12 protein-coding genes are annotated in these 13,954 nt (G+C 60.2%); 2 read left to right on the top strand and 10 right to left on the bottom strand.

All coding sequences use genetic code 11. From position 1 onward, the window contains the following. Positions 1-112: 112 nt before the first annotated feature. The 8 genes from GY725_15365 to GY725_15400 all read right to left on the bottom strand — a co-directional run bounded on the left by GY725_15365 (position 113) and on the right by GY725_15400 (position 9,012). Positions 113-1,339: a hypothetical protein gene (locus GY725_15365; protein ID MCP4005567.1), complete on the bottom strand. Its 1,227-nt coding sequence runs from the start codon at positions 1,337-1,339 to the stop codon at positions 113-115. After that, the gene (locus GY725_15370) at positions 1,336-1,950 is read right to left on the bottom strand and encodes a chemotaxis protein CheC (protein MCP4005568.1); all 615 of its coding nucleotides are present in this window, start codon (positions 1,948-1,950) and stop codon (positions 1,336-1,338) included. The genes GY725_15365 and GY725_15370 overlap by 4 nt, the downstream gene beginning before the upstream one ends. 8 nt (positions 1,951-1,958) lie before the next feature. Then, positions 1,959-2,324, bottom strand: a complete 366-nt coding sequence (locus GY725_15375) for a response regulator (GenBank protein ID MCP4005569.1) — start codon at positions 2,322-2,324, stop codon at positions 1,959-1,961. Positions 2,325-2,922: 598 nt separating this feature from the next. Further along, complete coding sequence (locus GY725_15380) at positions 2,923-3,363, bottom strand: nitroreductase family deazaflavin-dependent oxidoreductase (GenBank protein ID MCP4005570.1); 441 nt, start codon at positions 3,361-3,363, stop codon at positions 2,923-2,925. Continuing rightward, complete coding sequence (locus tag GY725_15385) at positions 3,360-5,723, bottom strand: hypothetical protein (protein ID MCP4005571.1); 2,364 nt, start codon at positions 5,721-5,723, stop codon at positions 3,360-3,362. The genes GY725_15380 and GY725_15385 overlap by 4 nt, the downstream gene beginning before the upstream one ends. Before the next feature lie 72 nt (positions 5,724-5,795). Beyond that, the gene (locus GY725_15390; GenBank protein ID MCP4005572.1) at positions 5,796-6,788 is read right to left on the bottom strand and encodes a phosphotransferase; all 993 of its coding nucleotides are present in this window, start codon (positions 6,786-6,788) and stop codon (positions 5,796-5,798) included. A gap of 2 nt (positions 6,789-6,790) precedes the next feature. Then, positions 6,791-8,065 carry an aspartate aminotransferase family protein gene (locus GY725_15395; GenBank protein ID MCP4005573.1) on the bottom strand — a complete coding sequence of 425 codons (1,275 nt, stop codon included), beginning with the start codon at positions 8,063-8,065 and terminating at the stop codon, positions 6,791-6,793. Between the two features lie 71 nt (positions 8,066-8,136). After that, complete coding sequence (locus GY725_15400; protein ID MCP4005574.1) at positions 8,137-9,012, bottom strand: hypothetical protein; 876 nt, start codon at positions 9,010-9,012, stop codon at positions 8,137-8,139. Between the two features lie 68 nt (positions 9,013-9,080). On the opposite strand from GY725_15400, the gene GY725_15405 reads away from it, so the two are divergent. Further along, complete coding sequence (locus GY725_15405; protein ID MCP4005575.1) at positions 9,081-11,261, top strand: molybdopterin-dependent oxidoreductase; 2,181 nt, start codon at positions 9,081-9,083, stop codon at positions 11,259-11,261. 45 nt (positions 11,262-11,306) lie between these two features. Next, positions 11,307-12,128, top strand: a complete 822-nt coding sequence (locus GY725_15410) for an SDR family oxidoreductase (GenBank protein ID MCP4005576.1) — start codon at positions 11,307-11,309, stop codon at positions 12,126-12,128. Positions 12,129-12,432: 304 nt separating this feature from the next. Here the strand turns inward: GY725_15410 and GY725_15415 are convergent, their stop codons facing one another. Further along, positions 12,433-12,759 (bottom strand): hypothetical protein, encoded by a 327-nt coding sequence (locus GY725_15415; GenBank protein MCP4005577.1) that lies wholly within the window; start codon positions 12,757-12,759, stop codon positions 12,433-12,435. Between the two features lie 148 nt (positions 12,760-12,907). Then, positions 12,908-13,861: an IS30 family transposase gene (locus GY725_15420; GenBank protein MCP4005578.1), complete on the bottom strand. Its 954-nt coding sequence runs from the start codon at positions 13,859-13,861 to the stop codon at positions 12,908-12,910. Between the last annotated feature and the right edge of the window lie 93 nt (positions 13,862-13,954).

Raw genomic sequence — 13,954 nt, forward strand, 5'->3', positions numbered from 1 at the left:
AGAAGCCTTTCTTGATGAACTTCCAACCCTGCGAAGTTCGGTGGAAATCACACTCTGGGTTGGGGCAGAAGGGCGGCTTTGGACAGGTCGGGAGTTCGCGCATTCCCGGTCACTACGCACACCCCGTGCCAGGTACATTCTCCGGACCACAACTAGCGGGCAACCTTAGGCAGAAGCAGGCTCCGGCTCCCGGATCTCCTACCGCCGAAATCCCGCCTCCGTGCCGCTCCATGATCTTCTTCACCGTTGCCAGGCCAATTCCAGTTCCTTCGAACTCGGACGTCGAAACCAATCGCTGAAAAGGCTCAAACATGCGCTCGGCGTCTTCTTCTTTGAACCCGATACCGTTGTCCTTGCAGTAGATGTTCCAGATCCCGTTTCTCTCGACGCTATAGAAGTGAATTTCCGGTATCGTGTCCTTGCGCTGATACTTCAACGCATTGCTCAGCAGATTCAGAAATACCTGGTACATCAGTGTCTGGTCGGCTTCCAGGGTTGGCAGAGGGCCGATTTCTACAACGGCTCCAGTCTCGTCGATCAATTCCTGGCAGTCTCTGACCACTTCGCCGAGCACGTCACTCAAGTGGGCTTCTTCGCAGTTCAGCGGATTCCGGCCCGCTTTCGCGTAGTTCAAGAGTGTCTTGATCAAGACATCCATTCGCATGGTCGCCTGCAGAATCCGACTGAGGTAGTCCTTTGCGTCGCTGTCGAGTCCTTCCGAGTAGCGTTCCATCAGGAACTGCCCGAACGAACGAATGTGTCGCAATGGAGCTCGGAGGTCGTGGGCGGCCGCGTGGGCGAAGTTGCTCAGTTCGTTGTTGGATCGAGCGAGGCGCTCGTTCATCGCTTCCAGAGTCTGAGCGACTTCATGGTTTCGGGCGGCCAGGTGCTTGTTTTCGATGGTCTCTTTTCGGAGAGCCCGTTCGCGTCGGCATGAAGCGGTAACGTCATTGATCTCGACGAGGCAGTGGCGCCCGCCTTCAGTGTCGCGTAGCGGTTTGATCGCAACGGTGTGTTGGATGCGATCGAAATCGTCTGGTTTGTCGCTGACTGTGGGCAGGGGAAACGGAGATTTTCCGAGGTTGCGCGATATCATTGTCGAGAGTCCGCGGTCCAGCGCTGCCTTGATGCCTCGCTGGACTCTGCTGGATTCCAAGCATGGAAAGACATCGCACAGTTTCGTACCGAGCGCGAACTCGGCCTCTATCCCCGAGGCGTGTTCTATCCATCGATTCCACAGCGTGATCTGCTGTGAAGGATTCAAGATGATGATGCCCAGATCTGTTGCGTCTAGCGCCGCGGCTGATAAAGTCGCATCGAGCACGATGTTCACCATCAACCAGTGCGGTGATTCATCCCGGCCAGATAGGTATCGACGTTGCTCATGAGGGCCTGAACTGAATTTATCCCCATGACGAACGCAACGAAGCCCATGACGTTTCGCTGTTCCAGTCGGAAGTGCATGCGCAGAAACATGACGAGGTCCTGGGAGTCGGATGGCACCAGTTCCTGGTGGCCACGCGATGCGAACGATGGCAGACCGGTTTCGATTTCGAGGTCGAGGCAGTCTGCGAGCGAACTGATTGTCGCGTTGAGGATGATGTTCCCCAACTCACAGAGTGTTTCCTGCTCCATCTCGGTGATGTCTTCGAGGGCGATCTTCTCATCCACGAGCAGACGGGCCAGTTCCAGGCTCTGCACTTCGGGAAACAGGAGCAGCGCTTCGCCGCTGAAAGGTCCACCAAAGGATTGACTCACCGAGCCGATGCGCTTCGAGACTTCATTGCCGAGCCGTTCCGCCAAGCTTTCTGGGGTCAGGAACTCGACCTGAGGGATCGAGAGGAGGACTTCCTCATCGCACATCTCGCTGAGCGAATCCGCTGCGAGTCCAGCTCCGATGTTGGCTATCTCAGCCAGAGTATCGATCTGATCCTCTGTGAAGTGATACACGGCTCAACTCACTTCAAATCGTCGAAGAATGGCTGCAGTTTTTCGGGCTTGATGGGTTTGCTGATGAACTGGATCCCAGCCTCTTGCGCCTTCGCTCGGACTGACTTCTGGATGTTTGCCGTCAGGATTGCGATCGGGATCGACGGAAACAGTTCTTGCAGCCGTGAAGCCAGTTCAAATCCATCCATCACGGGCATGTTGTAGTCGAGGACGGCGGCGTCGATATGTCCAGCCCCCTCCGCCGCGGCCAGTCCCTTGGCACCATCCTCTGCTGTCAGGAGGGACCAGTCAGGCAGGAAGTCAGAGGCGATGGCCTCGACCCACGCCCGGGCCGACTTACTGTCGTCTACGATGAGAAGAGTCTTGGTTTCCACGCATTCATCCTCAAGCAAAGCACCGGCAGGTGTTTCTTTTCTATCGTCGTCGGCGTGTGATTCTTGAGAAGGTGATCAGGTTTCTGCGAGCCCAAGCGCGGGGATAGGGGACTTCCTGCCGGATGCTCACTCTTGGAAAACCGGTCGCCTCAGGCGGCATAAGGGTAGTTCGAACGAAATTCGCCGCGCCTGGCCCTGGCGCCGAACGGAAAGACCCGCCGCGCAACGCGCAGTGTCAGCGAAACACGCGGGCGACTTTCGAACCTGCAAACGTGCGCGCGCAGTCATACAGGAACAGAAGGTTCGTCTTGCTGAATCGACGCACCGGGCTTCGGTGTCACGCGTGATGCCGCACAGTTCCGGGTGAATCCGGCTGTCGGAGAACCGTTGATCGTGCTCCAGGTGACGGCACACGGCGACTCGAGTTCATTGGGCGAGAGATTCTGCGTCGAGGAGCAACGAGTGCCGTGTGTCGATCCCGGCCGCGGATGTCTCAGCCAGAGTCTTTGAAACTCGATGATCCCAAGCCTGGACTATCGGGTGTTGGCCTGAACTCGATCCGATGTTTTCGGGCAAGCCCGCCAACCGGGTGGGGTCTTCAGCGGGGGTCGAGCCGGAACAGTACGGCTTCATCGCGCTCCTGAGCGGAAGGCTTCCAGTCGTACTTGCGGGTCAACGCTTCGAGGAAGCCCTCGCGGTTCGTCTCCTTTCCGACACGGACCGCCAGGAGTTCGTAGATCGTGTCGCCTACACGCAGCCGCACGTTTGGATCTGCCTCGATGTGCTCGACCCAGGCTGCCTTGTTTCCGCGACCGGAAGCCAGGAAGAAACTGTCGTCCACCGCGACGCCCCACAGGTTGACCGAGTAGGGCTCAGAGGGACGCGTTTCGAGCTGAACCGTCATCTCCTCATCCGAGAAGGACCAGTCCTTCGGCGGGCTTGTCGCTACCTCACCCGACAGGCTTCCGCCCGGAAATGGGCCCACTGGACCGCAACCGAGTGCGAGAAGCAGTAGAGCGAATGGAAGTGCGTATTTCATGGTTCCTGCCTATCCAGTTGTTCGGTGCCAAGCAGCCGATAGACCGGTTGGGGCCGGCTGATTCCCTTGAGTTCGAGGGCGCCTGCCGACTCGGTTTCAAAATTGTTTTCGAGTTCCGAGCGCACACCGGCGCTGATCAGGATCTCTCCACCCTTTGCCGCATCGGAGAGCCGGGCGGCCAGGTTGGTCACGTTTCCGATCACGGCGTAGTCCAGGCGGCCTTCGTAGCCGACGAAGCCAACCGTCGCATAACCCGTGTGAATGCCGAAACCGACGTGGATGTCGTAACCCTTCTGTCGCCAGTTTTCATAAAGGGCTTCCACATTCTTGCGCATCGCAAGTGCCATGCGCGCGGCACGCTCCACGTGGTCGGGCTGGTCAACGGGATCGTTGAAGAAGACCATGAACCCGTCTCCGGTGAAGCGCTCGAGCGTGCCTTTGTACTCCGCGATACGCGTTCCAAGGGAGTTGTGGTACTCGGCGAGAGTGGCCATGACCTCTTCGGGTTCGACTCGCTCCGAGAACGAGGTGAAGCCGCGCAGGTCGGCGAAAAAGACAGTTACCAGCTTGCGCGACGTGCGGTACTCGGCTGCTCCACCCTTTGCCATGATCTGGTCGATGATCTGCTGGGGAAAGAAGCGCTCCAGTTCCTGGAACTCGCCTTCGCGGGCTTTGAGTTGCTGGATCGCTTCGACTCGAGACAACGCCTGTACGACCTGATGCGCCAGAGTCCCGAGGCTCTGGATCTCCGGACGCTCGTAGGGATCGCCCGTCTGGCTCGAGCCAACTGCCAAGCCGCCGATCACACGACCTTCTCGCAGCATCGGCAGCAAGAGGTCGGCGTCCAGTCGGTCGAAACAGGCGTAACAGTCAGCTTCGATGTTTGCGAACTGCGGCTCTACGGCAATCTGATCGCGGTGGATTTCCCTTCGGGTGGTTTCCATCAACTTGATGAGGGTCTCGCCCGAGAGCGGTGGTTCTGTCTCGATGCAAATCTCACCGGATGCACGCACTCGCTCTTCGAGTCCCGCGGCGCCAGGAAGCAGGAACGCAACGCTCGAGTGGGCATCGCACAAGAGGGTGGGGGCACCGGAAGCTGTGACCAACAAGTCGTCGACGCTGGTGGACAGCGCCATCTCCGCCCCGAGTTTCTGGAGTACCTGGGGGAAGTCGCTTCGTTTCGGGTAGATCTTCGCGGCCAGTCGCTGTTGGAATCCGGGCCACCAGTACAGGAGAGGGAAAAGCAGCAGTGACAAGGCGTAAGCCTGCACAGCGATGAGCACCAGGCCGATCCCGGTCAGAACGGCGGCGACACCGGCGTACGCAACGGCCTGACGCGCCGCTGCTTTCGCATTTACCAGGTTCTGTCGTACCGAAACGTAACCGAGCGGCAGGAAGAAGAAAGCCGTCGCCCAGTAGGCGATCCGCATATCGATCGCGAACCAGTCCGTGGCTTCTCGAAGTGCGAAAGCTGCAGTGGGAGGACCCCCTCCGAGCAGGACCGCGACCAGAAGGATGCGGGCGCGTTGCGCGACAAGCGGATCGCGGGTGCGAAACCCGAGCGCTCCGGAACGAACGACGAACACGAACACACCGGTGAGCATGAGGATGCCCCCGAAGGTTCCGATATGGCGGAACGGTCCCCACCACCCCAGCATTCCGGCAACGATCTGAGCTGCCACGTGGACGGCGCCAAGGCCGTATAGAGAGACGAGAGACGAGCGGCGCAGGATCAGCGGGTGAATGACAGGGAAGACCAGACTGGCATGGAGAATGACGACCGGGAGCAGCCCGTTGAGGAAACTCTCAAAGGTTGCCTGAAAGCCAGAGTCATCATTGGGTAGGGGGGAAACCGCGATCAGGCTTCCCGATATGCTGGCCAGCCCCAGGACTCCCCAACTCGTCGTTTCATAGGGTCGCAGGAAGAAGCTGGTCAACGCCGTGGCCATGAAGAGCAACGCCAACAAGTCGATCAAGCCGTGCGTGAACGCGGCGTCCGTCCAGGTCCAATTGGCCACGGGAATGCTGAGCTCGCGTACCTGACCCCAGCGCGAGAAGCGGATCGTGTTGCTCGCACCCGGCTCCAGCACTGCGAGATCGCGGGATTGACGCTGGAAGTCCTTGGGGTCGATCTGGACCCCGTTGATCGCCAGTACCCGCCCACCCCCGCGCAGTCCCATTTCACTGCTGTCGAGGCGGGATGGAGAAAACGTGCCCGAATAATCCGCAACCCAACCGGCATCCGGATGGCCGATGCGCTGTATCTTGTCGAAGCCAGAGAACACCATCGCGAGGGCGAAGATAGAAAGCAGTGCGACGAATAGGATCCTCTGGCTCGCGCTGCCTCCAAGAATGCCCAAGCTGTCCTCCTACCCACCTATTGTAACGCCCGTACCCGGCCAGGGGTGTTGGGCGCCCACAAGAAAGCGATCCTAGGAGTTCTCGAGGAACTCCCGGGCGCGACTGCAGGAGAGTTCGATCATCGCGGACATGAACTGGTAGAGGTCGACCTCGGGCCGGTCGTGAAGCCACCCCAGAGAAGCCAGCGTGCGGATCAGCAGGAAGAGCGGCAAGAGCGCCAGATCCTCGTCCGAAATCGAACGCCGCGAACGATAACCGGAGATCAACGCATCGCGGATCGGCTCGAAGTCCGGGCCATTCGCGTAGTCCGAAAGCACCGCAGCCATGTCGTACTGATGCCAGCCAAAGCCCGCATCGTCGAAATCGATCACGTGGACCTGATCTTCCAGGACCAGCACATTGGTCGAGCGCAGGTCGGCGTGAATCAGGCTGTAGGTGCCCCGATCCTTGCCGTATCGCGATAGCCGCTCGAAAATCTCGTCGCGCGCCTCGACTAGAGTTCCCCGTTGCTCCGCCGTCAGTTCGGGGACATCCCAGAATCGGCCCCAGAAAGGGGCTTCGCCCATGAACCCGTCCGCGTCGAGTGAGTGACGCTGAAAACCGGCGGGAGGTTGCCAGTGGACCGCCTGATCGTGCATCGCGGCCATCAGGAGGCCGAGTTTTTCGAAGTGTGGGGTGCGACTCGCCTGGTCCGCAGCCTGTTCGATCTTCTCTCCGAGGGGGACGCCTTCGAACCACGGGACGAGACCCACGTGTCGGACCTCCTGCGTTCCGGGAACTCCGACCTCGGCGTAGTGGCTACCGCTGCGGGTTCTCTCTGCCACGGGTGCTCCGATGCCAGCTTCGTTCAAGGCCGTGGTCCACATCGGTTCCGATTCGAGTTCTGCCAGAGAGTGATAGCCGGGGCGATGCACGCGTAGCGCGTAGACTTGGCCGTCCTTCGCGTCCACACGAAACACGACGTTTTCACTTCGCGAGACCAGCTCGATCTCGGCCGCGGGCAGCTCCCACTCCTGGAGTGCGTGTTCCGCCACGACGTGGATCAGTTCGTCGGGGTACTCCACTCCTAGTAGAGTTCCCGAACGGTTTCTTCGAACGCCGTCAAGAACAGATCGGCGTGTTCGCGCTGAAAGACCAGGGGAGGGCGGAGTTTTACGACGTTGAACAGGGCGCCCGCATTGCTGGTCAGGAAGCCCTTTTCCTTCAAGCGGTTGACCACGCGCTTGGAGCCTTCGGGGTCGGGTGCCTTCGTATTGCGGTCACTCACCCAGTCGAGTCCGATGAACAGGCCGTGTCCTCGGACATCCCCCATGGCCTCACACTCGATTCCGTTGAGGCCATCCCGCAGATAGGCGCCGACTTCGGCGACCTGTTCCCGAAGCTTCTCGGTCTCGATCACGTCGAGCACGGCCGCACCGACCGCCGCCTGTAACGGACTGGATGCGAAGGTGTTGAAGTAACCCGAACGCTTGCGAAACGTGTCGACCAGATCTGCACGTGCCACGACGCCCGCAAGCGGGAGTCCGTTGCCCATGGGTTTTCCCATACTGGCGATGTCCGGAACGAAATCGCTGACCTCGTAACCCCACCAACGCCCGCTTCGGCAGAATCCAGCCTGCACCTCATCGGATATGAACAGACCACCGGCGTTGCGGACCAGCTGTGCGGCCCGGGCCATATAGCCTTCGGGAATCTTCGGCAAACCCTCGTTGGCGAGTAGCGAGCAGACCAGCATGCCGGCCAGTGGAACGTCTTGTTCGGCGAAGCTCTCAATTGCGGTCTCGACCTCGGCCAGATAGAGATCGCCCAATTCCGCATCCGACAGACCTTCTTTCAGCGGTCGATAGGTTTGAGGGAAACGGACCGAGCGGATTTCCGGGTCACTGCGGCCGCCCGCCCAGGTGAGCTTGCCGACCAGAGCCGAGTTGCCGTGGTAGGCGCGATCACTACAGATGATTCCCCGGCCTCCGGTCGCGAGTCGCGCCATTGCGATCGCGACCTCATTGGCCTCGGTGCCCGAACATGTGAACACGACGCGTTCCAGCGAAGACGCGTGGAGTGCGACCAGTCTTTCCGCGTAGTCGAGCACGCCTTCGTGCAGATAGCGGCTGTGCACATTGAGCGTCGCAGCCTGGCGTTGCATCGCCTCGACCACCTGAGGGTTGGCGTGGCCGACGCACGGCACGTTGTTGTACATGTCGACATAGCGTTTCCCATCGGAGTCGAATAGGAAGACACCTTCGCCCCGCACGATGTGCAGAGGCTCCTCGTAGAACAGCGGAGCACCCACGCCGAGGACGCGCTCGCGACGTTCAATCAGTTTCGCTGTCGAGTCCGACACGGGGGGATCCTTTCGGGCGTCAGAGCCGGACTGCCAGGTCGTGTTCCCGGCGGACCGGCTGCTCTGCGCGGCTATACATCGGACGAGTGTTTCCGAACCGTCAGTAGACCGTCGCGGATCGCACGGCCTCCCTCCGGTTCCAGAACTTCGAAGCGCACGCTATCTCCGCGCACAGGTCCGATACGCAGGTTGAGCATCGAAGGCATTCGCACCATTGCGCCGAAGCGGCCCGCAATTCGCACGACCCGTTCCGCGTCACCCCCGAAGCACTCGGATACGAGGCGGGATACCGCCAGCGCAAGAGTGGCTGTGCCGTGCAGAATCGGCTCGGGAAGACCCGCCGCCTGGGCGACGGCTGCATCCGTGTGGATCGGATTCCAGATGCGCGCACATTCCGTGTAGACGAGAGCTGCGTTTGCTGCGACTGAAATCGGATATTCCTTTGTCGCTTCGTCTGCGGGCATGGGTTTCGGTAGTGGCTCGGCGTCATCGAGCGCGCGGTCCCCGCCCACGACCTCGATGCCTCGCAGGAGCATTCCGTACCAGGTCGTCGAAACCGGCTGGCCGTCTGCGGCGACGGTTTCGAGCCGGGTCAGCTGGTAGGCACCGGAGCGCCGCGCTTCCACCTTGGCGATCGTGGCTCGCGTCGTCAGCGTCATGCCCGCGCGGATCGGTTGGTGAAGACTCAGGTCGTGACTGGCATGGACGCCGCGCAGGCGCTCCTCGGCCAGAAGTCCCGTAGGCAAGCAGCGGGGATCCAGGAAGATCGGCCACTCGTAACAGACGGGAAAAAGAGGGTGCGCCAGCACATCCGTGCGCGCCCTCGTATCCAGATAGGCGGGTGCCAGATCTCCGAGCCCCGCCGCGTACGCCATGGTCCAGCGCGCGTCCGGGGTGTGCTCGACCGGCTCACCGCTGCGGCCGACGATGTTTGAATCAATGGACATGCGCGCATACTAACCCAGGCTGGAGAATCCATATATAGTGGCCGAACCATCCCGAGGAGGAGGCCCCCATGAGTCCCGCAACTGAAGGCGACTGGCGATCGACCGCATGTGTTCTTTGCTCGCTCAATTGCGGCCTTCTGGTCCGCGTCGAGGACAATCGGATCACCAAGGTGAGGGGCGACAAGTCAAATCCCTTCAGCCGCGGCTATACCTGCAGCAAGGGACTCACGGTGGCGAAGTACGCGCACCACGATCAGCGGGTGCGCGAGCCGTTGAAGCGCCAGCCGGATGGGACCCATGTGCCGATCTCCTGGGATCAGGCCATCTCGGAGATCGCCGAGAAGCTGAATCAGATCATCGCCCGGTCCGGTGGCCGGACGGTCGGTCTCGTAGGAGGTGGCGGGCAGGCCAATCACATGGACTTCGTCTATGCGCTGGGCCTGCTCCAGATGATCGGTTCGACCTCGCACTTCAATGCGCTTGCGCAGGAGTTCACACAGAAGTACTGGGTCAACGGTCATGTCTTTGGCAGCGAGGGAAGCGACTTCGATGCCAATCCCGAAGAGTCGGAATTCTATATCGTCATCGGTTCGAATCCGTGGTTGAGTCACGGCATCCAGCGGGCGCGCGTGGTTCTGAAAGAGATCGCCAAGGATCCCGACCGCTCAATGGTAGTCGTCGACCCGCGTCGCACCGAGACGGCGAAGATGGCCGACAAGCACCTGCAGATCCGTCCGGGCACGGATCTCTTTTTGTTGCTCGCGATGCTGAACGTGATCGTTCGCGAAGATCTCGTCGACGAGGCCTTCACGGCTGAACACTCTCACGGGTGGGAGAACGCGCGTTTCATCGCTGATCTGGTCACGCCTGCCAGGGCGGCCGAACTCTGTGATCTCGAGGAAGACGACATCGTCGATCTGGCTCGGCGCTTTGCCACGGCGGAGAGCGCCAGCATCAAGTTCGACCTCGGCATCTATCACAATCGCTACAGCTTGGAGAACTGCTTTCTTCAGCCTCTGCTTCACATCATCACAGGCAATATGTGCACGGCCAGGGGCTCGCACTTTCCCTTGACACTGTTTAGCGGCGCCAATCTGTTTGCAGATGGAGAGGTGCCGCGAACGCAGGTGGCGGGAATCCCGGCGATCCGCGGACTGTTTCCGCCCAATGCTCTGCCCGAGGAGATTCTCGAAGCGGGCGATCAGTCCATCCGCGCGCTTTTCGTGGAGGGTTGCAACCCGCTGCGCTCCTACGCCGACACGCAGGCCATGACTCGAGCCTTCGAGGCCCTGGAGTTGCTGGTCGTGATCGAACCCGCGATGACCGAAGCCGCGATGCTCGCACACTACGTGTTGCCGGTACCGGTAGGCTACGAGAAGTGGGAGGCATCGGTGTTCCCGAAGGGTTTCCCCGAGATCCATGCGCATCTGCGCGCCCCGGTGATTCAGGGGCCGCCCGAGGCGAAGCAGGAGTGCTTGATCTTCTACGAGATTGCCAAGGCCATGGGGCTCGACCTCTCGTTGCATCCTCTCTACAAGATGATGGCGGCGGCAGTCGAAACGGGTGAAGTCTCGCCCGTACTCTCATTCGTCAAGCTGGTGTGTACGGTCTTCGCTGCCCAGAACCGCGATAAACTGATTGAGGCGGGGACCCTCACGGCCGAAGACGATCCGGCCGAAGCGCTGTTCAAGAAGCTGCTCGAGAACCCGCAGGGACTCCTTCTATGCCGTGCGGATCCGGAAGACAACTGGAGTCAGGTCAGCCATCCGGACAAGAAGGCGGTGCTCGATACTCCCGAGGTGTTGGCGCTGTTTCGCGACCTGGAGATCCCCGACGACACCGACTTTCGCAAGAACAGCGAGTTCCCCTTCATCTTGCAAACAGGGGAACGCACCGACTCCAACGCGAACACCATCCACCGCGATCCCAGCTGGCGAAAGGCACTTCACACCAGTTATCTGCGCATGAATTCTTCTGATGCGCAGGAACTCGCCGTTGAAGATGGCGAACGCGTGCGACTGGTGACCGAGTACGCAGAGGTGACGGTGCCGGCCATGCTGAGCGAGGACATCTACCGGGGGAATCTCAGCATGCCCCACGGCTACGGTCTGCTGAGTCGCGACCCTGAAACGGGGAAGATGGAGCCAGTGGGCGTGAACGTCCAGGAGTTGATTCGCGCAAGTCATCGCGAGCCACTTAGCGGTATCCCCTTTCACAAGGCCATACCCGCGCGAGTCGAGAAACTCTGAGGGAATGCGGCACCGCCCCTTGATCGTATTCAACTCGAGGTGGGAATGACGTCCAGGGTCATTCTGATTACCGGGGCTTCCGCCGGTTTCGGCAAGGCCGGCGCCGAGCATCTGGCCGCGCTCGGTCACCGCGTCTACGGAACCAGCCGGCGCGCCGCGTTTCCTGATTCAGCCGATGCACCCCCCGGTCCGCTCATGCTTCCGATGGATGTCTGTGACGACGAATCCGTACGACAGGCGGTGGACTTCGTTCTGAAGCGGGAAGGTCGGATCGACGTCCTCGTGAACAACGCCGGTGTAGGCCTGGCCGGTGCCATCGAGGACACCTCGGTCGAAGAAGCCAAGGCGCTGTTCGAGACCAACTTCTTCGGGGTGTTGCGCGTCTGTCGCGCCGTCCTGCCCAGTCTACGGGAGCAGAGATCGGGTCATATCGTGAACATCAGCTCTTTGGGGGGACTCGTTACGATCCCCTTCCAGGGCTTTTACTCGGCTTCGAAGTACGCCCTCGAGTCCATGTCCGATGCGCTGCGCATGGAGCTTCGTTCGTTCGGCATCCGCGTCACGCTACTCGAGCCTGGAGACTTCAAGACCGGATTCACGGACAGTCGCGTCTTTTCAGCCGCGAGCGAAGAGGGCTCGGCCTATCGCGAAAGCTGCACGCGAGCCGTGGCCGTGATGGAACGAGACGAACAAAACGGCGCGGATCCGCGCCAGCTCGCGGAATTGCTGGCGAAGGTCATCGCCAATCCGTCTCCGCGCAATCGCTACCCGATCGGTCCATTCGTGCAGAGGTACGGTGTCGCGGCACGCCGTTGGCTTCCCTCGACAATTCTCGAGAAAGCCCTTCGCGCAATCTACCGGATCTGAGCGCTTTTCCGGTTGTAAGGGGTTATTAGGGGTAGGGGGAAAGCCTCCTGGATTGCGCCGTCTCCGCGGTCGGTCGGGCTTCGACCGAATTTCAGATTTTCCGAGACTCCAAGCCATCTCACATCGGCGCGGCCCCGGGAAGTGATTGCAGAGCGTCGGCGCCGAGCGGGATGAAAGACAGGCCCGCCAAGGCAAATACTCATGCGACTCGGACTGTCGGAATAGGGCGCCGAATAAGACGAATAGGGTTGTAAGCTGCTGTTCTCTGGGAGAATATGCACTCGACAGTCGGACGTTATCCGACTCAGTCGCGCATGGGGTGCGGTTGTCGAATAGTAGTTGGGCGGTGACAGGATTCATGGATCTCGAATCTCTTGGCAACCTCGGCGAAATCATCGGTGCTGTAGCCGTGATCATCTCGATTCTGTACTTGGCGAGGCAGCTCAGGCAATCGAATACGGTCGCACGGGCCGACAGCTAGCGCGTATTGCTGGATACGTATGAGAGCTGGATGAATGCTCTCGCTGGTTGTATCGACATGCCGGGAGGAGGGCAATGGTGGTCGCCAGCGGGAAGGGCATTCAACAGCGATTTCGTTGATGCCGTCGAGGAAACGCGAGATCGACTGCATGGGTCATATTCCATAACGGAGATGCTTCCCTTCCTTCGGGCGTGAGACGCCTGCCCTGGAGATTGGCCATCGGTCAAGGGGTATGAAGCATTTCGATCGACCCCGTCGCGAACGGCCGTCTGACTTCAAGTTCGAAGTGCACGGTTTTCTAGGTTCCAAAGAAGCATTCCTCCGGTGTGCGATAGCCGAGCCTCTTGCGAGGTCGGGTATTCAGCCTTTTTGCTATTCGGTCGCAGTCCCGCTGCGCGATGTGCGCTTGGCTGCTTCTCTTGGGGAGGTATTGGCGGAGCAGGCCGTTGAAGTTCTCGTTGCTCCCTCGCTCCCATGAATGGTACGGAGTGGCGAAGTAGACCTTCACCGCCGAGGCCTCCTCCACCGAGGCGTAGTCGTGGAACTCAGTCCCGTTGTCCGAGGTCAGCGTTCGGAAGCGGTGTGGAGCGCGGCGGATAAGCATCCGTAGACGACGACTCATCCCGTACATGCTCCGGTCGGAGAGCTTTCCGATCATGGCGTAGCCGGTCTTCCTCTCGACCAGGGTGGCGACGCAGTCCTTGTCCTTGCCACCGACCACCGTATCAATCTCCCAATGACTGATGGTTCTTCTCGTCTCGACCGAAGCGGGTCGTTCGGAGATGTGGCGCTTCCCGGCAAGCCTCCCTCGACTGTCGTAGCTGTTGTGGCGCTTGCGTCTGCGCTTCGTCGCTTGACGGAGGCATCGATACAGCTGTCCTCCATTCTCCTTGTCTCGCCAGATGTGGATGTAGATCGTCTCGTGGCTGATGGAGAGCTCCCCGCTTAGCTTGAGTCGCCCTGAGATTTGCTCCGGGCTCCACTGTTCTTTCAGCTTTCGCTCAACGAGAGCAAACTCCCTCTCAGCGAAGTGGCCATTCTGTCGTGATCGAGATCGGCGGCCATTCGTTCGTTCGATGGCCTTCTGTGCTCGGTAGGCGCCATCCAGGCGAGCCGAGTTCCGGCGAACTTCCCGCGAAATCGTGCTCCGGTGTCGGCCCACGTAGCGAGCGACTTCGGAGTAGTTCCACCCGAGCCAACGGAGTGCCGCAATCGTGTATCGTTCATCCGAGCTGAGTTGGTGATATGCCATCAGCGAGTCCCCATTCTTGGTCGTTTGAGGAATCGTGGCATTTCCCAACTCAACTCACCTGGGTGCCGTGTTGCACTTACTATATGAATTCGC

The sequence above is a fragment of the bacterium genome (genome assembly GCA_024226335.1).
Taxonomy (GTDB): Bacteria; Myxococcota_A; UBA9160; order SZUA-336; family SZUA-336; genus JAAELY01.